The 21,996-nt window shown below is 62.9% G+C and carries 23 protein-coding genes; 16 read left to right on the forward strand and 7 right to left on the reverse strand.

From position 1 onward, the window contains the following. Positions 1 to 9: 9 nt before the first annotated feature. Positions 10 to 1,398 carry an FAD-binding oxidoreductase gene (locus tag V8J82_RS13765; RefSeq protein ID WP_339975938.1) on the forward strand — a complete coding sequence of 463 codons (1,389 nt, stop codon included), beginning with the start codon at positions 10 to 12 and terminating at the stop codon, positions 1,396 to 1,398. Positions 1,399 to 1,503: 105 nt separating this feature from the next. Here the strand turns inward: V8J82_RS13765 and metG are convergent, their stop codons facing one another. The 3 genes from metG to V8J82_RS13780 form a co-directional block, all read right to left on the reverse strand. Next, positions 1,504 to 3,207 (reverse strand): methionine--tRNA ligase, encoded by a 1,704-nt coding sequence (metG, locus tag V8J82_RS13770; RefSeq protein WP_339975939.1) that lies wholly within the window; start codon positions 3,205 to 3,207, stop codon positions 1,504 to 1,506. Positions 3,208 to 3,275: 68 nt separating this feature from the next. Beyond that, positions 3,276 to 4,364 (reverse strand): serine hydrolase domain-containing protein, encoded by a 1,089-nt coding sequence (locus V8J82_RS13775; RefSeq protein WP_339975940.1) that lies wholly within the window; start codon positions 4,362 to 4,364, stop codon positions 3,276 to 3,278. A 47-nt stretch (positions 4,365 to 4,411) separates the two neighbouring features. Further along, the gene (locus tag V8J82_RS13780; protein WP_339975941.1) at positions 4,412 to 5,632 is read right to left on the reverse strand and encodes an MFS transporter; all 1,221 of its coding nucleotides are present in this window, start codon (positions 5,630 to 5,632) and stop codon (positions 4,412 to 4,414) included. 457 nt (positions 5,633 to 6,089) lie between these two features. Here V8J82_RS13780 and V8J82_RS13785 point away from each other — a divergent pair, with 457 nt between their 5' ends. The 6 genes from V8J82_RS13785 to V8J82_RS13810 all read left to right on the forward strand — a co-directional run bounded on the left by V8J82_RS13785 (position 6,090) and on the right by V8J82_RS13810 (position 11,592). Then, on the forward strand, positions 6,090 to 7,133 hold the full coding sequence (locus V8J82_RS13785; protein WP_339975942.1) for an aldo/keto reductase: 1,044 nt from the start codon (positions 6,090 to 6,092) through the stop codon (positions 7,131 to 7,133). Positions 7,134 to 7,165: 32 nt separating this feature from the next. Beyond that, the gene (locus V8J82_RS13790) at positions 7,166 to 7,819 is read left to right on the forward strand and encodes an SGNH/GDSL hydrolase family protein (protein ID WP_339975943.1); all 654 of its coding nucleotides are present in this window, start codon (positions 7,166 to 7,168) and stop codon (positions 7,817 to 7,819) included. A gap of 47 nt (positions 7,820 to 7,866) precedes the next feature. Further along, positions 7,867 to 8,490 (forward strand): SGNH/GDSL hydrolase family protein, encoded by a 624-nt coding sequence (locus V8J82_RS13795; protein WP_339975944.1) that lies wholly within the window; start codon positions 7,867 to 7,869, stop codon positions 8,488 to 8,490. Next, positions 8,487 to 9,929 (forward strand): carnitine 3-dehydrogenase, encoded by a 1,443-nt coding sequence (locus tag V8J82_RS13800; protein ID WP_339975945.1) that lies wholly within the window; start codon positions 8,487 to 8,489, stop codon positions 9,927 to 9,929. The genes V8J82_RS13795 and V8J82_RS13800 overlap by 4 nt, the downstream gene beginning before the upstream one ends. Before the next feature lie 220 nt (positions 9,930 to 10,149). Continuing rightward, positions 10,150 to 10,455: a Dabb family protein gene (locus V8J82_RS13805; protein WP_339976050.1), complete on the forward strand. Its 306-nt coding sequence runs from the start codon at positions 10,150 to 10,152 to the stop codon at positions 10,453 to 10,455. Continuing rightward, complete coding sequence (locus tag V8J82_RS13810) at positions 10,456 to 11,592, forward strand: aminodeoxychorismate synthase component I (RefSeq protein WP_339975946.1); 1,137 nt, start codon at positions 10,456 to 10,458, stop codon at positions 11,590 to 11,592. Between the two features lie 24 nt (positions 11,593 to 11,616). Here V8J82_RS13810 and V8J82_RS13815 read toward each other — a convergent pair whose 3' ends face one another. After that, positions 11,617 to 12,480, reverse strand: coding sequence for a helix-turn-helix transcriptional regulator (locus tag V8J82_RS13815; RefSeq protein WP_339975947.1), 864 nt, complete (start codon positions 12,478 to 12,480; stop codon positions 11,617 to 11,619). A 128-nt stretch (positions 12,481 to 12,608) separates the two neighbouring features. Here V8J82_RS13815 and V8J82_RS13820 point away from each other — a divergent pair, with 128 nt between their 5' ends. After that, complete coding sequence (locus tag V8J82_RS13820; protein WP_339975948.1) at positions 12,609 to 13,481, forward strand: fatty acid desaturase; 873 nt, start codon at positions 12,609 to 12,611, stop codon at positions 13,479 to 13,481. 36 nt (positions 13,482 to 13,517) lie between these two features. After that, complete coding sequence (locus V8J82_RS13825; RefSeq protein ID WP_339975949.1) at positions 13,518 to 14,426, forward strand: EamA family transporter; 909 nt, start codon at positions 13,518 to 13,520, stop codon at positions 14,424 to 14,426. Between the two features lie 139 nt (positions 14,427 to 14,565). Here V8J82_RS13825 and V8J82_RS13830 read toward each other — a convergent pair whose 3' ends face one another. Next, the gene (locus V8J82_RS13830) at positions 14,566 to 15,234 is read right to left on the reverse strand and encodes an NUDIX hydrolase (RefSeq protein ID WP_339975950.1); all 669 of its coding nucleotides are present in this window, start codon (positions 15,232 to 15,234) and stop codon (positions 14,566 to 14,568) included. Then, positions 15,231 to 15,635 (reverse strand): DUF983 domain-containing protein, encoded by a 405-nt coding sequence (locus V8J82_RS13835; protein ID WP_339975951.1) that lies wholly within the window; start codon positions 15,633 to 15,635, stop codon positions 15,231 to 15,233. Before V8J82_RS13835 ends, V8J82_RS13830 begins: the two co-directional genes overlap by 4 nt. A gap of 144 nt (positions 15,636 to 15,779) precedes the next feature. Here V8J82_RS13835 and V8J82_RS13840 point away from each other — a divergent pair, with 144 nt between their 5' ends. The 4 genes from V8J82_RS13840 to V8J82_RS13855 all read left to right on the forward strand — a co-directional run bounded on the left by V8J82_RS13840 (position 15,780) and on the right by V8J82_RS13855 (position 17,768). Continuing rightward, the gene (locus tag V8J82_RS13840) at positions 15,780 to 16,262 is read left to right on the forward strand and encodes an EF-hand domain-containing protein (RefSeq protein WP_339975952.1); all 483 of its coding nucleotides are present in this window, start codon (positions 15,780 to 15,782) and stop codon (positions 16,260 to 16,262) included. A 64-nt stretch (positions 16,263 to 16,326) separates the two neighbouring features. Continuing rightward, positions 16,327 to 16,914 (forward strand): RNA polymerase sigma factor, encoded by a 588-nt coding sequence (locus V8J82_RS13845; RefSeq protein WP_339975953.1) that lies wholly within the window; start codon positions 16,327 to 16,329, stop codon positions 16,912 to 16,914. Beyond that, positions 16,901 to 17,272: a hypothetical protein gene (locus V8J82_RS13850; RefSeq protein WP_339975954.1), complete on the forward strand. Its 372-nt coding sequence runs from the start codon at positions 16,901 to 16,903 to the stop codon at positions 17,270 to 17,272. The genes V8J82_RS13845 and V8J82_RS13850 overlap by 14 nt, the downstream gene beginning before the upstream one ends. Next, on the forward strand, positions 17,265 to 17,768 hold the full coding sequence (locus V8J82_RS13855; protein WP_339975955.1) for a periplasmic heavy metal sensor: 504 nt from the start codon (positions 17,265 to 17,267) through the stop codon (positions 17,766 to 17,768). Before V8J82_RS13850 ends, V8J82_RS13855 begins: the two co-directional genes overlap by 8 nt. Here V8J82_RS13855 and V8J82_RS13860 read toward each other — a convergent pair. Beyond that, complete coding sequence (locus tag V8J82_RS13860; protein WP_339975956.1) at positions 17,765 to 19,156, reverse strand: diguanylate cyclase; 1,392 nt, start codon at positions 19,154 to 19,156, stop codon at positions 17,765 to 17,767. The two genes, V8J82_RS13855 and V8J82_RS13860, sit on opposite strands and share 4 nt — an antisense overlap. A 99-nt stretch (positions 19,157 to 19,255) precedes the next feature. Here V8J82_RS13860 and V8J82_RS13865 point away from each other — a divergent pair, with 99 nt between their 5' ends. The 3 genes from V8J82_RS13865 to V8J82_RS13875 all read left to right on the forward strand — a co-directional run bounded on the left by V8J82_RS13865 (position 19,256) and on the right by V8J82_RS13875 (position 21,909). Further along, positions 19,256 to 19,543, forward strand: a complete 288-nt coding sequence (locus V8J82_RS13865) for a DUF3572 domain-containing protein (protein ID WP_339975957.1) — start codon at positions 19,256 to 19,258, stop codon at positions 19,541 to 19,543. Positions 19,544 to 19,546: 3 nt separating this feature from the next. Beyond that, positions 19,547 to 20,242 (forward strand): HAD family hydrolase, encoded by a 696-nt coding sequence (locus V8J82_RS13870; protein ID WP_339975958.1) that lies wholly within the window; start codon positions 19,547 to 19,549, stop codon positions 20,240 to 20,242. Positions 20,243 to 20,346: 104 nt separating this feature from the next. Continuing rightward, positions 20,347 to 21,909, forward strand: a complete 1,563-nt coding sequence (locus V8J82_RS13875; protein WP_339975959.1) for a trimethylamine methyltransferase family protein — start codon at positions 20,347 to 20,349, stop codon at positions 21,907 to 21,909. The last annotated feature ends 87 nt before the right edge of the window (positions 21,910 to 21,996 follow it).

A 21,996-nucleotide genomic window follows, 5' to 3' on the forward strand; every position in this document is an offset into this window, starting at 1 on the left:
CTGTCTTTCATGAACATTCTGAACGCTTTACAGGCAGCGTTGCCCGCGAACGCGTTTCGCGACACTTCGGGATATCTGCAGGAGCCGCGGGGCCGTTGGCAGGGGCAAGCCGCGGCGGTTGTGGCTCCTGAAACCGTGGATGAAGTCGCGGCCGTCCTGCGCCTTGCCTCCGATACGGCGACACCAATTGTGCCCTATGGCGGTGGGACGGGCCTGGTCGGGGGACAGCTTCTGCCCGACGGGCCTGCGCCGATCCTGTTGTCGCTGGAACGGATGCGCGCGATCCGTGCGATGGATGCCCAGGCGGGCACGATGGTGGTGGAGGCCGGCGCGATCCTAGCCGATATCCATGCCGCGGCGGAGGCCGAAGGGTGGGTGTTCCCGCTGACGCTGGCTTCGCAAGGTTCGGCGCGGATCGGGGGGCTGTTGGCCACGAATGCGGGCGGTGTGAATGTGATCCGCTACGGCAATACGCGGGATTTGGTTCTGGGGATCGAGGCCGTTCTGGCCGATGGCACCATCGTTAACACCCTGTCACCACTCAGAAAAAACAACATGGGCTACGATCTGCGGCATTTGCTGATCGGGTCGGAAGGGACGTTGGGTGTGATCACCGCGGCCTCTTTGCGCCTGCATCCGATGCCCGCTCAGACCGGTGCGGCACTGCTGGTTGTTCCGTCGCCCGAAGCAGCGCTGGATCTTCTGCGGCTGGCCCAGGCAGAGATCGGTGAGGGTGTCTCGGCCTTCGAGTTGATCGGCAAAATGGGCTTCGACTTTCTGGCGGAGGTTGGGCCGGACGTGCGGGTGCCCTTCGATCCCGCGCCCGAATGGTGCTGTTTGATCGATCTGGGGCTGAGCCACGGCGATCCGGCGACGGCCCTGGAGGCGTTGTTCGCAAAGGCCCACGGGGCCGGTCTGGCGAGTGACGGCGTGATCGCGCAATCCGATGCTGATCGGCGAGATCTTTGGGCGATCCGCGAGAACATCCCCGAAGCCAACCGCCGGATCGGGTCGATCTCCTCCCACGATATCTCGGTGCCGGTCGGGGCCATCCCGCACTTCATCGCCGAGGCGCCGGGCCGTCTGGCGCAGATCAACACGTTTCGGATCAATTGTTTCGGGCATATGGGCGATGGGAACCTGCACTATAATGTGTTTCCCATCCCGGGGCACAGCCGCTCGGATCATGAAAGCGAACGGGCGGCGATCAAGGCCTGCGTGCATGATCTGACCCACGAACTGGGCGGCTCGATTTCGGCGGAGCATGGGATCGGCCGGCTGAAGGTCGAGGATCTGGAGCGCTACGGTGATCCTGGCAAGCTGGCGGCGATGCGCGCGATCAAAGCCGCTTTAGACCCTAAAAACATCCTGAATCCAGGCGCGGTTTTACGCGGCTGAACGTCGTGCGAATGGAAGCATTTGCACCGGGCGACGGCCCGGCTCGTGGACCCTATCGGGCCCCTCGCAGAGCCGTGCTGCCGCGGATTGGTGGCAGAGGCCTGTTCAGCTACGCGTGCCGGAGAATTTCGCCGCCCAGGCCTCTCGATCTTCATCGGCGATCTTGGCGAAGAGCACATCGGGCACGGTGAAGGCGTGGCCGCCGGGCAGGGTGTTCATCGCAGGGCTTTTGGGCCAGGCCAGATCGGAGCCCATCGCGTACGCCATGGCGCGGGCCGCGTCGGGGATGAAGGGCGCGGAGAGGCCCGCATAGAATGGGATCAGGTTCAGCGCAAAGCGGGTGATGGCCGCGGCGCGGTCGGGATCGGTTTTGAAGGCCGTCCAAGGTGCCGCGGATTGCAGATATTCGTTGCCGGCAACCCAGATCGCGCGCAGTTCGGCGGCGGCCTTGCGGATCTCGATGGCATCCATATGGGCCTGATAGGTGGTCAGGCGCTTTTCCAGATCTGCGATCAGTGCCGTTTCCTGGTCGCCATAGGCGCCGCCTTCGGGCACAGCCTCACCAAATTTGGAGCGGCAGAATTTGGTGATCCGGCTGACGAAATTCCCCAACACATCGGCCAGGTCCTTGTTCACGTCCTGTTGGAACGTTTCCCAGGTGAATTCGCTGTCGGAGGTTTCGGGCGCATGGCTGAGCAGCCACCAACGCCAATAATCGCTCGGTAGGATCTCCAAAGCCTGATCCATGAAGACGCCCCGGCCTTGTGAGGTGCTGAACTGGCCGCCATCGTAATTCAGGTAATTGAACGACTTGATGTAATCGACCAGCTTCCAGGGCTCGCCACTTCCGAGAATCGTGGCGGGGAAACTGAGCGTGTGGAAGGGCACGTTGTCCTTGCCCATGAATTGAACATACCGAACGTCATCAGCGCCCTTGTCTGTCCGCCACCAACGTTCCCAATCAGAAATCTTACCTTCCTCCACAGCTTCCACCGCGCAGGCGATGTATTCGATCGGTGCGTCGAACCAGACATAAAAAACCTTGCCCTGCATCCCGGGCCAGGTCTGATCGCCGCGCATGACGGGCACACCCCAGTCGAGATCGCGGGTGATGCCACGGTCCTGAAGGCCGTCCCCATCATTGAGCCATTTCTTTGCAATGGAGGTGGTGAGGATCGGCCAATCTGTCTTGCTGTCGATCCAATCGCTTAACCGCTCACGCATCTTCGACTGGCGCAGGTAGAGGTGTTTGGTCTCGCGTACCTCCAGATCGGTGGAGCCCGAGACGGCACTGCGCGGGTTGATCAGGTCGGTCGGGTCAAGCTGCTTGGTGCAATTCTCGCATTGATCGCCGCGGGCCTTGTCATAACCGCAATTGGGGCAGGTGCCTTCGATATAACGGTCGGGCAGAAAGCGGCCATCCGCATTGGAATAGACCTGCTGTTCGGTGACTTCGGAAATCAGCCCCTGATCGGCCAGGCGTTCGGCGAAATGCTGGGTCAGGGCATGGTTTTGCGGGCTGGAGGAGCGCCCGAAATGATCGAAGGACAGGCGAAAGCCCTTGGCAAGCTCGGCCTGGACGGCCCACATCTCGGCGCAATATTCGGCGACGGGTTTGCCAGCCTTGGCGGCGGCAAGCTCCGCCGGTGTGCCGTGCTCGTCGGTGGCGCAGAGAAACAGCACCTCTTGCCCGCGCGCGCGCAGATAGCGGGCATAGAGGTCGGCGGGCAATTGGCTGCCGATCAGGTTCCCAAGGTGTTTGATCCCGTTGATATAGGGAATGGCGCTGGTGATGAGCGTGCGGGTCATGGCGTTTTGGTCTTTCGCGAAACGGTCGCGCAGACCTTTAGCGCCGTGCCGCGGTTAGCGCCAGTAGGTCAGCGCATCAGTGCCTCGAAAGGGGGGACCTCGCCGCGCGGCACGCAACCCGCCCAGGTCGCCATGGCAACGGTGCCGTCGCCCCGGGCGACGAAAAACGCGCCGTTTGATCTCTCTGGGCGGGAATGGCAGTAGCGTCCAGCCTGGGTGACAATGGCGGATGGCCCGTCGCCGATGATGCGGTAGCCGATGGTGTAATTGTCGTGCATCGGACGCTCGAAGGGGCGGTCGATGGCGTCGCGACCCGCGGTGAACCAATGCTGCGCCAGCCGCGCATAGCTTTCGGCGGACAACTCCCACCCGGCGAAGGATGACATGGAGCCCATGCGCCCCTCGATCACCGCGTCGGTGATGCCCGCAGGCGCAAGGACACGGGCTGCGCAGGTCTGGGCATAGCTTTCGCCGGTCAGTGCCTCGATCACGACGCCGAGGACGGCGTAATTCGTGTTGCTGTAGAAGTATGTGCCAGAGCGGCCTTGGATATTGTCTTCGCGCAGGGCTTCGGTCGCCGTGCGCCGGTGCAGGCCAAGCGCGCCGTGCAGTTCCGATCCCATGAGGCCCTGGGTCAGATCTGGTGACAGGCCCGACGTGTGGGTGGCGAGCGCGGCTAGCGTGATGTGCTCGTTCCAGGATTGCGGCGTGACGCGGATTGCCGACATCTGATCGCGAATATCGCCAAGCCGGGTGTACCAGCTAAGGTCCTGTTCCTGCAGGATGTCATCCAGGCAGAGCCCGGTGATCGTCTTGGACAGGCTGGCGACGGGCACGATGTCTGACGTGGCGCGGCCTAGGGCGGAGCGGTGAAGCTGTCCGTCTGGGGACAGAAGAACAAGGGCGCCTTCGGTCACGTTCCGCTCCGCCATCCAGCTCTGCCAGGCCGCGTCCAGCGCGGCGCTGTCGATGGGCGGGCCCGAGGGTGCGGCGCGCAGAACCGGGGTGGGCGTGGCATTCGGGGCGCTGGCCAATGGCAACGGGGCGGATGCGCGGCTTGCCTCGGGCGAGTCGAGTAGCGGCAATGCGGCGGCAGCAGCGGCCAGGACGAAGGCAAGGCCAAGGATCAGGGTCAGGGCGTGGCGGATCAGGATCATGGCGCGGATTTAGAGGCAGATCGCGTCAGAAGTCGGGCAAGGGTCGGTTATTGCCATGGCCCGCGGCGGAAAAGCTTGCCGACCTGGAACGAGGTGCGCGGGATCCAGACATAGGGTCGGCGCGTGTCGGACGGGGCGCGGCGGCGCATCCGCAACAGGCCGAAGACGATCAGAATGGCATGGGCCACGGAGATGAAGCCGAACAGCGCGGCGGGACCATAGGCGGAGATCAGGGCGGAGGTCGTCAGGGGCGCCACGATCGCGCCGGCCGCGAAGAAAAACATGAGCGCCGCCGACAGCTCGATCCGCTGACTGTCATCGGCCCAATCGTGGGCATGCGCGGCGGAGACCGAGTAGATCGGGAACGTTGTGGCGCCAAACAGGAGGGCTGCGCCAAAGATGCCGATCGGACCCAGGCCGGGCACCGCAACTGTGACCGCGCAGGCGCCGATCGAGGCGACTGAGAACCAGACCAGGATCCAGCGCCGATCATAGCGATCGGCCAACCAGCCCGCGGGCCATTGCGCAAGCGCACCGCCCAAAACGAAGGCGCCCAGGAACAGCCCGATGGAATTGGCCGCCAGCCCCACCTGGGCGCCATAAAGCGGGCCGGTCATGCGAAACGCCGCGCCCGACAGACCCGCCACGATGGCGCCCGCCACGGCGAGGGGAGACAGGCGCCAGGCCAGTGCAGGAGCCAAGCGGGGGGCACCCGTCGTCTCAGGCTGTTTCAAGCGGGTCAGCGTCAGCGGCAAAAGCGCCGCGCAACAGATAATCGCCAGGAGGTTGTAGGAGATGTAAGAGGCCGGGGCGAGCGCCCCGATCAAAAGCTGCGCTACAAGCTGGCCGCCCGTATCCACCATCCGGTAAATGCCCAGGGTGCGGCCACGGTTCTGGTTGGTGGCCTTGGCTTGCAGCCAAGCCTCGATCACCGTCAGACAGCCTGCAATGCAAAGGCCCGTCGCAACCCGCATCGCTGCCCAGGCATAAGGGTGAATGACCAGCATATGGGCCATCAGGCCGATGGCGCCCATGGCCGTGAACACCGCAAATGCGCGGGAATGGCCAACCGTTCCCATCAAGCGCGGTGCCCACCAGCAGCCCACGAAGAAGCCAAAGAAATGCGCCGAGCCCAAGAGCCCGATCTGTCCGTTGGTGAAGCCGAGCTCAGCCCCCGACAGCACATCAAGCGGACCCACCCCGCTGGAGGAGACCTGCAGCAGGATCACCGACAAAAACAGCGCGGCAAAGGAAATCATCAGGCGCATGGTGAGGGGCCTTTGCTATGTGAGATTGCTGGTAGGGGCCGGAATGGCGCTATGCAAGCCGCATCGGCCCTGGTGCTATGGGTTCGGCCAATTGGCTGGAGGGTTGGGAAGTCGCCGGTTTGTCGCTTGCATGGGGCGCTGCACACATTTTTCTTAAAAAATGTCTCGGGGCCTTGCTGGCAGAATTTCCTCGAAAGTCTGGGCTGCCGATGGCGGATTTTTTTGGGAAAAATCCGTGTGGCGCGCAGTGGGCGATGATGCGATCTGCGGTGAGTTCAGCGCTGGGGTGGGCGGTTTGATCGCTTTGTTGAAGTGCGCCCTGAAACTCTCCTTCGCCGTTGCACTGAGAGAAGTGTCGTGTTGTGGGCGTGGCTCGCGCGCCGGTCGGGCCGACGCCTTGCACCCCCGGAAAACCTCGCTAATTTGCGCTGCGACATTCCGTGAAAGGCCCCCGAATATGCGCGCGATCCCCCTTGGCTCCAGCGGCCAAACCATCACCGATTATTGCCTAGGCACCATGACGTGGGGCACCCAGACGCCTGAGGCCGATGCCCACCGGCAGATGGATATGGCGCTCGATGCCGGGATCGACGTGGTTGATACCGCCGAGATGTATCCGGTCAACCCGGTCAGCCCTGAAACGGTCGGCAACACCGAGGCAATCATCGGCAATTGGAACGCAGCCCATCCTGGGCGGCGGGCCGAGTACAAGCTGGCCACCAAGTGCTCCGGCTATAATGAGCGTTTCGTGCGGCCGGGTCAGCCGATCAGCGCGGCCACGTTTGCCGAGGCGCTGGATGGCTCTCTCGCCCGGCTCAAGACCGACCATATCGATATCTACCAACTGCACTGGCCCAACCGGGGATCCTACATGTTCCGGCAGAATTGGACCTATGAGCCGCAAGGGGATCGCACCGAGATCCTCGACAATATGCGCGATGTGCTCGGGGCGGCCAAAGCCGCCCAGGACGCGGGCAAGATCGGTCATTTTGCCCTGTCGAATGAATCCGCCTGGGGGACGGCGCAGTGGTTGCGCCTGGCGGACGAGCAGGACCTGCCGCGGGTACAGACGATCCAGAACGAGTATTCGCTGATGTGCCGGATGTTCGACACGGATCTGTCGGAACTGGCCGTGCATGAGCAGGTGACCCTTCTGGCGTTCTCGCCGATGGCCGCCGGAATGCTGACCGGAAAGTACCGCAACGGCGCGGTGCCTGACGGCAGCCGAATGTCGCTGTCGCCGGAACTGGGCGGGCGCAAGACCGACCGCGCGATGCAGGCCGCCGAGGCTTATGTGGATCTGGCGCAGGCGCATGGGATCGACCCGATCCATATGGCCCTGGCCTTCACGGTCCAGCGGCCCTTTGCGGTCTCGACGATCTTTGGCGCGACAACCAGCGCGCAGCTCCAGCATGTTCTGGACGGGCTGGATACGACTTTGTCCGATGAGGTCATGGCGGCGATCAACGAGACCCACCAGGCCCATCCGATGCCCTATTGACGCGCGTCTGGCCGCTTGCGCCGATCCTGCTGGTGCAGGGTGTGTGGGTTGCGGCCCGCGCTACACGCCTGCCCGAGGCGGAGGGACCGCGCGCGGGCGTGGCAGGCGCGGGGCCGGACCTGCGGCTTCTGATCCTGGGCGACAGCTCTGCTGCTGGGGTCGGCGTGGCCCGGCAGGAAGCCGCTTTGGCGGGCCAGGTCGTGGCGGATCTGGCGCGGAGCCATCGGGTGAGTTGGCGCCTGGTGGCGAAATCCGGCGCGACGGCCCGCAGTGCGCAGGCGCTTTTGCAATCCACTCCGGCAGGGACCTTCAGCCATGCGCTGGTGGCGTTGGGGGTGAATGACACGAAGAATTTCGTTCCTTTGCCGAGGTTTGAGGCGGCGTATGCCGCCACGCTCGATCAACTTTCCACGCGGTTCGGGGTTCGGCATGTCGTGCTGTCGGGCGTGCCGCCGATGGGCCTGTTGCCGATCCTGCCACGGCCTTTGCGCGATGTGTTGGGCGCCCGGGCCGCACGCTTTGATACTGTGATCCGTGCCTTGGCCGCGGCGCGGGGCGGGCAGCATTTGCCGATGGATTTCACCGAGGATATCTCGCAGATGGCCGAAGACGGGCTGCATCCAGGCCCTGACATCTACGCAGCCTGGGCCGCACGCGCCGCAGCGCTTTTGCGTGAGACGGCTTGACCATCGGCCAGTGCCCCTGCGACCTTCGCTGGAAACCGGAGGCGGGCATGGCGAGCATTCTGATCTATGGCGATAGCAACACCCATGGCACCGGGCCATTGGAGCGGCTGGGCACCTCGCTGCGGCATCCGCCGGGCGACCGCTGGCCCGATGCGATGGCCGCCGCTTTGGGGGATGGGTTTGACGTCATCGCCGAGGGGTTGCCGGGCCGCACCACGGTCCACGATGATCCTGTGGAGGGGGGCAACCGCAACGGGATGACGGTGTTGCCTGCCATCTTGCTCAGCCATGTGCCGCTGGATCTGGTTGTGCTGATGCTTGGCACGAACGATTTGAAACAGCGCTTTTCGGTCAGCGCCTACGAGATCGCGCGCAGCGTCGAGCGTTTGGCGGTCGAAACACGCGCTTTGGTGCCGGGCGTCCGGGTTCTGGTCCTGGCGCCGGTGCCGGTTCAGGAGGCCGGGTGCCTGGTCGATGTCTTCGCCGGGGCGGAGGCGCGGCAGATCGGGCTTGAGGCCCAGATGCACGCCGCCGCGGATCGGGCGGGGGCGGCATTTCTCGCCGCAGGAGATCACGCGCAAGTCTCTCCGGTCGATGGCGTCCATTGGGCGCCCGAGACTCACCGCGCCTTCGGCGCGACGATGGCGGATCACGTGCGGGCGCTGGTATGAGCGGGATTGTGGCAATCCTCGGCGCCGGTGTGATCGGGGCGGGCTGGGCGGCGCGCTTCGCGCTGATGGGGTGGCCGGTTCGCGTGTTCGACCCCGCACCGGCTGCGGCAGAGACCTTGCACGCCGCGCTGGATCGTGCGCGGGCCAGCCTGCCGGCGCTTTATGACGGCCCGCTGCCAGCCGAAGGCGCAGTGACGCTCTGTGAGACACTGGCAGAGGCCGTCGGGGGCGCGGACTGGATTCAGGAAAGTCTGCCGGAACGGCTTGACCTGAAACACGCGCTTTACCGAGATGTGCAGGCTGTGGCCGATCCGGCCGCGATCCTCGCCTCGTCCACGTCGGGTTTCACCCCGTCGGACTTGCAGACAGGCGCGCTCGACCCGGCACAGATCATTGTCGCGCATCCGTTTAACCCGGTCTATCTGCTGCCCGCTGTGGAGATTGTCGGCTCAGACGCGACAGCGCCGGACATGTTGGCACGGGCCGAGACGATCTTGGCCGAGATCGGCATGGCCCCCACCCGGGTCGCGGGTGAGATCCCCGCCCATGTGGCGGATCGTCTGTTGGAGGCGGTCTGGCGCGAGGCGCTTTGGCTGGTCAAAGATGAGGTGGCCACCACCGGTCAGATCGATGAGATCATCCGGATGGGGTTTGGCCTGCGTTGGGCGCAGATGGGTCTGTTCGAGACCTACCGGATCGCTGGCGGGCCAGGCGGCATGGCGCATTTCCTGGGGCAATTCGGCCCGGCACTGAAATGGCCTTGGACGAAGCTGATGGAGGTGCCGGATCTTGACAAGGCGCTGATTTCGCGGATCGCCGAGCAATCCGATGCGCAATCGGGCCACCGCTCCATTGCCGAATTAGAGGCCGCGCGGGATGGCAACCTGGTGGCGCTGTTGCGCGCGCTCAAGGATCGGGGGGAGGGGGCAGGGGCACATCTGGCCGCCCATGGCACGCGCTTTGCCTTGGCCGCGCCGTCTCCCGACGCCCCCGCCGCACCCGTGACGCTGGACCGGCAGGTGCCGGTCAGTTGGGTCGATTACAACGGTCATATGAACGAGGCGCATTATCTGACGGCCTTTTCCAACGCTTGTGATCAACTGCTGAACTGGGCGGGTATGGATCCGGAAAGCGGCTTGTCGATCTTCACGGTCGAGACCCATATCCGTCATCTTGATGAGGTACAGATCGGCGAAAGGATCCAGGTCACCACGCGGGTGATCGAGGGCGGCGGCAAGCGTTTGCATATCTGGCAGGAATTGTTTGTGGATGAGAGGCTTTGCGCGACGGGCGAACAGATGTTGCTGCATGTGGATCTGACGACGCGCAAAACGGCGCTTCCCGCGCCTGATGTGGCGGATTGGTTGGCCCGTGCTCAGATGGCACAGGCCGGTGGGCCGTTGCCCGAGGGATTGGGTGCCACGATTGGTGAGCGCTAGCGCCGGGCCTCTGGCAGATCGGCCTGTCCCTCTCATTGACCGCCCAACACGTTGATCGCACCCGGTTCGGCAGTCGCTGGCCCATGGCGGATCGATGCGTATCCCGCCACTTGCTGCGGGGCAGCATTTGCTCCAGAAAGCGTTTGCCGAGATCGAGGCAACCCATGGCTAGGGTCGCGTGACCGCCCCCAAGACGCGGATTCAGAACGGGAATTTTGCGATGTTAAACGGCAAGCCAGACCGAGAGCTTATTCGCCATGTCGTGTTCTTCAGCAGCAAGGATCCGGGCTATGTGGATCGGATCGTCGCCGGGCTGTCGATGCTGGCGGATATCCCCTCGGTCAGCCATTTCGAAGTGTGCCTGAACCGCAATGAAGACCGGTATTCCAACGAGGTGGACGTGGTGGTCTATGCTGAATTTGCCGACGAGGCCGCCCTGGCCGCCTATCGCGCGCATCCGATCTATCAGGATTGCGTCGATATCGTCCGCCCCCTTCGAGAGATGCGCACCGCCGCGGATTTCTAGATGGCCAGGCAGGCACGGCACATGTCGGTCCTGTTTGACAGCGGACCGCTTGGAACGGGGACGCTCTTTCGAGACCCGGACGCTCTGATCGAAGCCTGGCAGCCCGCGGACGTCGCAGATGCGTTGCAGGCCATGGAGACGGCGCAAAGCCGGGGCCATTGGCTTGCGGGCAGCGCGTCATACGAATTGGGCTATGTTTTGATCCCCAAGATCGCCGCGAAACTGCCGCCGACGCGCCAAGAGCCGCTGTTGCGATTTGGTGTCTTCAAGGGCCCCGAAGTGCCGGATCGAAACGACACGCATTCAGCCCCAAGGCTCGGGCCATTTACGCCGGTTTGGCAGTTTGCGGACTATGAGCGGGCCTTTCGCACCGTGCATGGCTTTCTTCAAAGCGGCGACATCTACCAGGCCAATCTGACCTTTCCGATGACGGCGCGTTTCAAGGGATCTGTCCATGATCTCTACCAAGCCCTCGCTCGCCGACAACCCGTCCCGCATGGGGCTTTGGTCGACCTTGGAGAGCCGGTTCTGTTGTCCCGGTCGCCGGAATTGTTCTTTTCGATCTCCAAATCGGGGCAGTTGCGCGTGCGCCCGATGAAGGGGACGATGCGCCGCGGTGCTGGGCCTGAAGAGGATGCATCGCTGAAAGCTCGGCTGGCGGCATCGGAGAAAGATCAGGCAGAGAATCTGATGATCACCGATCTGATGCGGAATGATCTGGGCCGTATCTCTGAAATTGGAAGCGTTCAGGTGCCCAAGCTCTTTCACATCGAAAGCTATGCGACGGTGCATCAGATGACCTCGGAGGTCGTCGCACAGATCAAGGCGGAGCATGGGCTGGCCGATATCTTCAAGGCGCTTTTTCCCTGCGGGTCGATCACCGGTGCCCCGAAGATCCGTGCGATGGAAATCCTGTCGGATTTGGAACAGGGGCCACGGGGGCCCTATTGCGGCGCCATCGGATGGGTCGCGCCAGATGGGGCGATGGCATTTAACGTGGCGATCCGCACGTTGATCTGCACCGCGTCGGGAGAGGTTACATTGAATGTCGGGGGCGGCATCGTTTTTGACAGCACGGCGGACGATGAATACCGCGAGGCCTTGTTGAAAGCCCGTTTCGTGGAAGATCTGACCTAAACGGGATCTCTCGATGCGGTGCGGTCAGTCGGTCTTCGCGCGCAACCCATCGAGGAAAGCGGGGATCTCGCGGGAGCCCACCTGCGCCTCGCGCACCAGCCAATCGAAGTGCCGTGTGATGGCCTGAACGCGTTCGCGATCGCGGAAGGCAATGTAGTGTCGGCCCATATAGATCACCGCCATTTGGGGGCCAAAGACGGTGATTGGGGACGAGAACACCACACGCGCGTCATAAAGAACCATGCGCAGGCCGGGATAATGGCGGTCATAGACCTCGATCATCCAATCCAATTGCTCGGCGCGCACGGCTTTGGGCACGGTGGTATAGTAGCCCTCGCCGCGCGCGAAGCTTTCCAGCTCATGCACCGCACAGGCCATTTCGTAGTCGCTATGGGTCAGGCTCAGCCAATCCAGACGCTCCGCGGCGGCATCAATGGCTTCCGCCGGGCGGCGATGGGTCAGCGGCGCATATTCCCAGCGCAGCATCGCATCGGTTTTCAGCATGTCGGGCAGCGTGGCTGGCACGTGCCGGATCTTGTAACCCTCGGCCTCGCGCTGCCATTCGAAGATCTGGTCATCCAGCGTCGTGGCGCGCCCGGTCTCGGAGATGGACAGCGAACTCGCCAGCAAAGCGCCAGCCTGTTCAGGCCGGTCGCTGAGCCCCAGCAACCAATCGGAGGAGACCTGCAGTGCCTGCGCGCAGGCCGCGACCACATGACCGCCAGGTATCCTTGGATCATCGGGGGCAAGCATCTGCGTGACAGTCGAGCGGTCAATGCCCACCGACCGGGCCAGCGCGGCGCGACTGATCTCTGACGTGGTCAGCGCGGCAATCAGACGATCGCGAAACAGATCAGCACGGGCGCGCTTGTCGATAATGTCCAGCATTGTTGAGAAAATCCATCAATGTTGAAGATATGTAGAGAAAACACTGACTGCTCCTGACAATCAAGGGGCGATACGCTCCGTCAATCGGCGTGTGGACTACGCCGGGTCTTGAACAATTTGGAGGGTCTATGCGGATCGAGTGGCCGACACTGGGATTGATTGTGCTGTGTTACGGGGCGTTTGGATTGGCCCTTTGGTTCTTGCCGGTTTGGGCCGCGGTTTTGGTGTTGATGCCGGTGATCGCGCTGCAGGCCTCGCTTCAGCACGAGGTGCTGCACGGCCATCCCTTTGGTGATCGGCGCCTGGGAGAGCCGTTGGTGTTTGCTAGTCTAAACCTCGCCATTCCGTATATTCGGTTTCGCGACACGCATCTGGCCCATCACATGGATGCCAATCTGACCGATCCCTACGACGACCCTGAATCCAACTATCTCGACCCCGCGCAATGGCAGCGTTTGCCGCGCGCCGCGCAGCTTGTGCTGCGGGTCAATAACACGCTGCTGGGGCGTATGCTGATCGGTCCGGCATTGGCGCAGATGGTGTTCATGGCGGAGGATCTGCGCGCGATCCGTGCAGGCGCCTACGGGATCGCGAGCGCGTGGTTGGCCCATGGCGTGGCATGTATCGCTATCTTGGCGCTGGTCGCCTGGTCGCCGCTGCCGATCTGGGCCTATCTGCTGGCCTGCTATGGCGGGTTGTCGATACTGAAGATCCGCACCTTTCTGGAACATCAGGCCCATGATCGCGTGCGGGGGCGTACGGTGATCATCGAAGATCGCGGAGTGCTGGCATTTCTGTTCCTGAACAACAACCTGCACGTCGTCCATCACATGCATCCCAGATTGCCCTGGTATCGCCTGCCCGGGATCTATTTCGCCAATCGCACCCGATATCTGGCGCGCAATGACGGCTATGTCTACCGCAGCTATGGCGAGATCTTTCGCCGCCATCTGATCCGCGCCAAAGATCCAGTCGCCCATCCGCTCTATCCCCAAAAGTAGCTTGTCACCGGTCCGGCAGGGGCGCATGTGGGGCACATGCCCGTTTGGATTGCCGCCACGCTCTTTGCCGCCTTCATGCAGAATTTGCGGTTTCTGCTGCAGCGGCACCTGAAAGTTACGCGCCTATCCACGGGCGGTGCCACCTGGGCGCGGTTCGCGTTTGCGGTGCCGTTTGTGGCCGTGGTCGTCGGCGCCTATGGGCTCAGCACCGGACAAAGCCTCCCGCGCCCCGAGGGCCTCTACTGGGCCTATGCTGCAAGCGGCGCGATGGCTCAGATGCTGGCAACGGCCTGCGTGGTGGCTCTGTTCGCGCGGCGGAACTTCTATGTCGGCATCATCCTGAAGAAATCCGAGGTCATCCTGACCGCGTTGATCGGGTTTGTTCTGTTGGGAGAGGGCGTGTCCGCACCCGTTATCGCCGCAATTGCAGTGGGTTTTGCGGGGGTCTTGGTGTTGTCCGACCCACCGCAGGATAGCGGTTTGCCTTGGACCAAGCGGGTGTTTAATGCCGCCTCGGGCTACGGGCTCGCCTCCGGCGTTTTGTTCGGCGTGTCGGCTGTGTGCTATCGCGGGGCGACCCTTGCCTTGGAAGATGGTGACGTTCCCATGCGTGCTGGAATGGCGCTGTTGACGGCGACGATCATCCAAACGCTGACGCTAGGTACCTGGCTGGCGGTCCGCGAACGTGGAGAGATCTGGCGCGTCATTGCCTGCTGGCGGATCTCGGCTCTGACAGGTCTGACGTCAATGCTGGGATCGCTGGGCTGGTTCATTGCCTTCGCGCTGCAAACCGCGGCCTATGTCAAAGCGCTTGGCCAGATTGAGCTGCTGTTCACCTTCTTCTTCTCCGCTTTCTGGCTGCGGGAACAAACCTCCCGCTCCGAGATCATCGGCATCGCATTGATCATTTTCTCGCTCGCCCTGATCCTCTGGAGCAGCCTCTGACCGCTTCCATTGGCCCGAAATACCCTCGGGGAGAGCACGAGAGGGGTCCGAGGATCCCTCTCGTTAGGGGGTTTGGGGGACTAGTCCCCCAAGCACCGGGCGATTTGCAACGCAAAGCGCAATCCCTTTGGCCGGTCGTTCACAACCGGCGAAACTGGCTGACCGGGCCGGAATTATCGAAAAACGGCACGCCCGGTGCAGCTTCGCCGCGGATCCGTGCGGAGAGTTCGGCGAGGACCACCTCGGTGATAAACGGCATGTCAAAGCTGCGCGCTTCGGCCAGGGGCACCCATTGCAGATGGCTCAACTCATCCTCGGCGCCGGAGAAATCATCAGGGTCCGACGATAGCCCTGCCGCATCGACCAGAAAAAACCGCGCATCGAAGCGGCGCGGCCGACCCGGCGGGGTGATGGCGCGAAACACGTAATTCAACGCCGCGCCGTCGGGCAGATGCCCGGTGGCCAGATAGCGCGCCCACCCCATCGGGGGTGTCAGGGTGGCCGCCCGCGCATCCGCGCGACCCAAAAGCAGGCCGGTTTCTTCCCAAAGCTCGCGCACGGCACTTGTGATCAGGGCTGACGGGTGCGCGGTTCCATCGGCCAGCCGCGCCGCATCTTCTGGCGCCGCCGGGCGGGCAAGGGGGATATCGGCATCGGCGCGGTCGACGGCGCCGCCTGGAAACACGAATTTCGACGGCATGAAGGCGGCGGTCTTGCCACGCTGTCCCATCAGAACCCGCGGAACAGTCTGAGCATCACGCAGCACAATCACCGTGGCCGCATCGCGGATCGGGGTTTGGTCGCTCAAAAACCGTGCATCCGCTTGGACCATTGAATGCCGACGATCATCCCCTTGAACCGTGGCAACAGGGCCAAGGCCATCACAGTCACCCCGATGCAGAAGGTCACGGCCGACACCCAGGGTTCCAGCTCAAACGCCTGATAAGCCGCCAATTGCGCCGTCCCCATCACCTTTGCCGTCACCAGGATCGATAGATAGGCGGGCCCGTCATCGGCCCGCGCATGGCTCAGATCCTCATCACAGGACGGGCAGCGTGCGCGCAGTTTGAGATAGCCGTCAAACAAGTGCCCCTCGCCGCAACTGGGGCAACGATGGCGAAGGCCGTTCACCATGGCAGGCCAGGTCGGGCGCTCGGGCTGGGCCGGGGCGAATGGGGCGGGTGCTGCGTGCGTGTCGTTAAGTTCCATGGACCATAAATGCGCCTCCTTTGAGCGTTGGTAAAGCCCACGCCCCCGCGACAGGGCGGCGCGGCGGCGAAAAAAAAGCGCGACGGAATGCAGGCGATGCGCCGTGAGACCGATCAGACAGGCAGAAACAAAGGAGATTGCCCCATGTCGATGACAAAAGCAGCCTTGCTGAGCATCTTGATCCCCGTGGCGCTTGCGGCCCCGTTGGCCGCGCAGGAGCGGGGGCCGGACGGTCCGCGCATGATCTTCGAAGAACTCGATGCAGATGGCAACGGCGCGGTGACGCTTGAGGAACTCGCCGCGGCAGGAGATGCGCGGTTCGTCAATACGGACACAAATGGCGATGGCCAATTGAGCCGCGATGAATTGCTGGCCCGGGCCGCCGAACGCAACGCCGAGCGTGTGGATCGGATGATCGAACGCGCGGATACCAATGGCGATGGCGCATTGACACAGGCCGAGCTGGATGAAGCACGCGAGGGCCGTCGCCGCGGCCCGGATCCTGAACGGATGTTCGAGCGTATGGATGCCGATGGCGATGGGTCGGTCACCGAGGCCGAGTTTGACGAAGCTGTGTCGCGCCTGCTCGACCGGATGGGCCGTCGCCATGGCAGCGATCGCCGCTAAGCGGGATTGGGCCAGCTGTTGCTGGCCCATTTCCAAACACCGGACGGCGAGGTATTGCAGCAGGATGGAGCGGTCGGATACCGAACTTGGCCGTCTGGCGGATGGAACCTTGATGGTTCTGTTTGCAAACGGTGATCCCGATGCGGCGCGGGTCTTGACCGATCGGCTGTTGCCGCGCGCCTATCGCCATGCGGCGCGGGTGCTGGGCAATGCGGCTGAGGCCGAGGATGTTGCCCAAGAGGCCCTTTTGCGCCTTTGGCGCGCGGCGCGCACGTGGCAAGCAGATGGGGCAGCCAAGCCGTCAACCTGGTTGCACAAGGTTGTCGCCAATCTGGCGATCGACCGGTTGCGCCGTTCGGGCCGGTCCGTCGAATTGGGTGAGGATGATTTTGCGGATCCGAGCCCGGGCGCCGAGGCGCGTTTGCAAGAGGCAGGCCGCCGCGACGCGTTGGACGCGGCGCTGGCCTCGCTACCGGAACGGCAGCGGCAGGCGGTGATCCTGCGCCACATCGAGGGTTTATCCAACCCAGAGATCGCCGAGATATTGGACGTGGGGGTGGAAGCCGTGGAAAGCTTGACCGCGCGGGGCAAGCGGGCGTTGAAAGCCGCGCTTGCCGGACAGAAGGAGGCCTTGGGCTATGGACACGGATAGGCAAGACGACGACGCGTTGGAGGCGATGTTTGCCCAGGCGCGTGCTGCTGGCCCTGATGCCGCCTTGCGTGCACGGGTTCTGGCCGATGCCGACCGGGTGCAGGCCGAGCTTGCCGCGATGACCCCGGCCGCACCGCCGCGGCGTGGTTGGATCATCGGCCTGGTGAGCGCTGTCGGGGGATGGGGCGCAGCCTCGGGGATTACCGCTGCGGGTGCGCTTGGTCTGATGATCGGTTTTGCAGTGCCGGATACGCTGGAGCTTTGGCTTGGAAGCGGGGCCTTGCCTGCATCGCTGAGCTCGGATTACGGAGTGACACCGGATTTGAGCGCCCTTTGGGTGGAGGTTGGGGATGTCTGATTTGCAGCCGCAAGATACCTCGCCACCGCCGCGCAGGCGCGGTTTGAAAATCGCACTGGCGGTGTCGCTGGCTTTGAACTTGGCGATCGTCGGTTTGGCGGCGGGCTTTGCCTTGAACTATGGCGGGCCGAAGGAAGGTGGGCCGCCGCGGCTTGCGGCGATGGGTCTGGGACCCTTTGCACTGGCATTGTCGCGGGAAGACCGAGAGGCATTGCGCGACCGCGTTGCATCCGATGGGGGCGAGATATTGCATGCTGAGCGGAGAGAGATTGGCCACGCACTGCGGGATGTCGAACAAGCGCTATTGGCTAACCCGTTTGAGCGTGACGCGGTCGAAGCCGCCTTGGCGCGCAGTCGACGCGCGGCTGAGGCCATGCAAGCCAGCGGGCATGGCGCTTTGCTGGATTATGTCGAGGAGATGAGCCCGGCCGAACGGGCCGAGCTTGCCGAAAACTTGCGCCGGATGCTGCGGCGATTTGGCGGCGCGCGCCGTTAAGCTGCTGGCCGTGGCATGCGGCTGACCTGATCTCGGCCCATGGCTTTGGCACTATACAGCGCATCATCGGCCTGTTGGATCAACGCATCCGCCCGCGCGCCCTTATGGACATCCTCGGGCAGGGTCAGGCCCACACTGGCGGTGACATGAATGGGCTTGATGTCATCGGAAACATCGAAATCCGTGCGACCGACGGCCTCTCGCAGGCGCTCGGCGCATTCCAACGCACCGTTGCGGTCGGTATTCGACATGGCAACCAGGAATTCTTCGCCACCGACCCGGGCCAGCAGATCGTTGCCGCGCAACTGAGCGCGTAGGCGGTGGCCCACCTGGCACAGCACTTCGTCACCCGCGGGATGGCCGTAGCGGTCATTGATCTTCTTAAAGTAATCCAGATCAATCATCATGACCGCAACGCCTGAGCCTGGATTGGCCAACATCTGTTCCATCCTGTGCAACGCAAATCGACGATTGTGCAAACCAGTCAGTGGATCGGTTACCGCCGCCTCCAGCCCTCTGCGCACCCCCGCGCGCATCCGGTCCGCTTCTCGCTTGCGGTCCAACTGCGCGGAAATGCGAATGGCAAGCTCCTTGGCGTCGAACGGATCGTGCAGCACATCATTGGCACCCAAATCGAGCGCGATGGCGGCGCGTTCGGAATCGCCTTCGGGCAAGATCATGATCGAGGCCGCGTGCCGTGTGCCCGGGCGCGATCGCAGATCCGACAGTAAGCGCAGACCTTCGTTCCGTTGCGCCAGATCGACGGAAATCACGAAGATATCCGGAGCGCTATCCGGATCGGCGGCCGCTTCGGTGAGCGCCGCCTCGCGCTGGATGATGCGCACATCGCCACCGATCCGATCATCGATTGCGGCTTTCCAAAGGATCGCTCCGCGGGGGCCGGGCGCCACCAGGGCGATCCGACCAGGGCGCGTCTTCACACCGAATTGAGTGGGTGCTTCGGCAAACCCGAAGCTTCCGGCAGAACCATCGCTGACCAGAAGTTCCCGCACTGAGTCGCGGGCGCGCAGCAACGAGCGGACGCGCGCCAGCAGTGTCACCTCTTCGACCGGCTTCGTTAAGAAATCATCTGCACCTGCCTCCAGCCCTTCCATCTTCGCGTCGCGGTCCGACAGCGCGGTGATCAGAAGGATGGGGATATCGGCGGTGACAGGGTCGGCCTTCAGTTTGCGACACACTTCCAATCCGCTCATATCGGGCATCATAACGTCCAAGAGGATCAGATCGGGCTTCTTTTCCTGGGCAATCCGAAGGGCAGCAGCGCCATTTTCAGCCTGCTCGACGGTGTAGCATGCGGCCGCTAGCTTGACCTTCATAACAATGCGATTGGTGGCGACGTCGTCGACAACTAAGATACGGCCTGTCATGTCCAACGAACTCCTACGACTACTCTGTTTTTGCTACGCGACCCCTATGGCGAGCAAATTGGAATCGAAAAGTTAACAAACCCTTTAAGGGGGAACGCAATGAAAACAGTCGGGCAAGAATCCGCTGAGACATCTGCGCTGCGTATTTTGGCGTGGTTGGCGGCAAATGATGACCTGATGCCGCTTTTTATGGGCGCGACTGGGGCAAGTGCCCAAGATTTAAAGAAAAATGCTGCCAATCCGGTCTTCCTCGCATCCGTTTTGGATTTTGTTCAAATGGATGACAATTGGGTGATCCAGGCCGCGGAAGCGGTCGAGCTACGACCTGACCAGATTGCCTCTGTCCGTGCATACCTGCCGGGCGGCGACCTGCCGAACTGGACCTGACCCATGGCGATCAAAGGGGTGCTGTTCGACAAGGACGGCGTTTTGTTCGACTTTCAGGCCAGTTGGGGTGTGGGAACATGGCACACGATCCAAGCGCTGGCTGGTGGCCGCGCTGATCTTGCCGAGCGTCTGGCCGATTGCCTGGACTACGACCTGGAGGCGCGGCGATTTCATCCCAGTTCTTTTGCCATAGCCGGTACGGCGGCAGAGGTGGCCGATGCTATTGCCGATGTGTTGACGCATCGCAATCGGGCCGAGATCCAAACCTTTCTCGACGATGCAGGCGCCGCGACGGAGATGGTCCCAGCGGCCCCGCTGGCCGATGTCTTTGATGCCCTAATCGATCGCGGGCTGCCCCTGGGTGTGGCGACCAATGACAGCGAAATGGCAGCGCGGCAGCAGATTGCGGGGCAGGGTGTGTTTGACCGGTTTGCCTTCATTGCGGGCTCGGACAGCGGACATGGCGCCAAACCGGCACCCGGTATGTGTCTGGCCTTCGCGGCGGAGACCAGGCTGACGCCCGATGAATGCGTGATGGTGGGGGACAGCACCCATGACTTGCATGCGGGGCGGGCGGCAGGGTTTCGTACGCTGGGTGTTCTCACCGGCGTGGCGACTGCCGCTGTGCTTGCCCCCTGGGCGGACGCCGTGCTGCCATCGATTGCGGAGCTGCCGGACTGGCTGGACCAACGTGGCTAACGGGTTAGCGCGGCCCAAATGCGACGCCTGGCGTCGGAAAGGGCAAATCGGCTTGCGCCGTCCTGGGCAAGCATGGGGGATCGTCATCAAGCTGGATCGCGCCCATGGAAGACGCCGCATCACTCCCTCAACGCCGCCGTAGCGGTGGACGCGCCGCTGGCGTCGCCCGAGCCTCGGCCCATGCGATCGAGCAGATGCCTTGGCGCGTGCCGATCAATACCGACCGGCCAACCGAGCCGCTGGATGAAGGCGGTGTCCAGGCGATCCACAATGCGGCGCTGCGGATCCTGTCGGATATTGGCATCGAGTTTTTGAATGACGAGGCCATCGGCTATCTGCGGCAGGCCGGTTGCAAGATCGAAGGCCAAACGGTGTTTTTCGACCCGGCCTTCGTCGAAGAGATGATTCCGCGTGCGCCCGCGACATTTACGATTGTGCCCCGCAATCCCGACAAGGCGTTGACCATCGGCGGCAAACACATGGTTTTCGGCAACGTGTCGAGCCCGCCCAACGCCTGGGACCTGGAACGCGGCAAACGCCCCGGCGATTTCGAGACCTATCGCGATTTCATGAAGCTCACACAGTATTTTAACTGTATTCATTTTGCGGGCGGGTATCCGGTGGAGCCCATCGATGTGCATCCGTCGATCCGGCATCTGGACTGCCTTTATGAGAAGCTGACGCTGACCGACAAGGTGTCCCACGCCTATTCCCTGGGCGCGGAGCGTGTTGAAGATGTGATGGAGATGGTGCGGATCGCGGCGGGCTTATCGCATGCGGAATTTGACGCCCAGCCTCGGATGTACACCAACATCAACTCGGTGAGCCCTCTGAAGCACGATTTTCCCATGTTGGATGGGGCGATGCGACTTGCGCGGCGCGGGCAGCCCGTGGTGGTGACTCCGTTTACCCTGGCGGGTGCCATGGCGCCGGTCACGGTTGCGGGGGCGGTTGCGTTAAGCATCGCCGAAGGGTTGGCTGCGATTGCGCTGTTGCAATGGATCGCACCGGGCTGTCCGGTGGCGATTGGGACGTTCACATCGAATGTAGACATGAAATCGGGCGCGCCAGCTTTTGGGACGCCGGAATACATGCGCGCGACACAGATCACTGGTCAAATGGCGCGGTTCTATCGCCTGCCGATGCGTGCCAGTGGCGTTTGCGCAGCCAATGTGCCGGATGGCCAAGCGATGTGGGAGACCTCGAACTCGCTCTGGTCGGCGGTGCAATCGGGCACCAACATGGTCTATCACGCAGCAGGCTGGCTGGAGGGCGGGCTAATCGCGAGCCCTGAGAAATTCGTCATGGATTGCGAGGTGTTGCAGCAGATCCAGCGCTATTTCGAACCCGAGATGCTGGGCGTTTCCGATGGGGATCTGGCGCTGGACGCGATTGCTGAGGTGGGGGCAGGCGGGCATTTCTTTGGCTGCCAGCATACCCAGGATCGGTATCAAACTGCGTTTTATGGCCCGTTCCTGTCCGATTGGCGAAATTTTGAGGCGTGGCGTTTGGATGGCGGGGCTTGGACGGCCGAGCGCGCGCACAAGACATACAATGCGATCTTGGCCGAGTTCGAACCCCCGCAGATGGATCCGGCGGTGCGAGAGGAATTGCGCGAGTTCGTGGCCCGCCGCAAAGCCGAAGGCGGTGCGCCGACCGATTTTTGATGCTGTCTTTCTTGGATTGGCAAGGGAATGTTTACCTCTGATGCCTAGCGTGCCGCCCTGACGGGTCCCGTTCTGGGACGATACTAG

The sequence above is a fragment of the Gymnodinialimonas mytili genome, assembly GCF_037544085.1.
GTDB classification, from domain to species: domain Bacteria; phylum Pseudomonadota; class Alphaproteobacteria; order Rhodobacterales; family Rhodobacteraceae; genus Gymnodinialimonas; species Gymnodinialimonas mytili.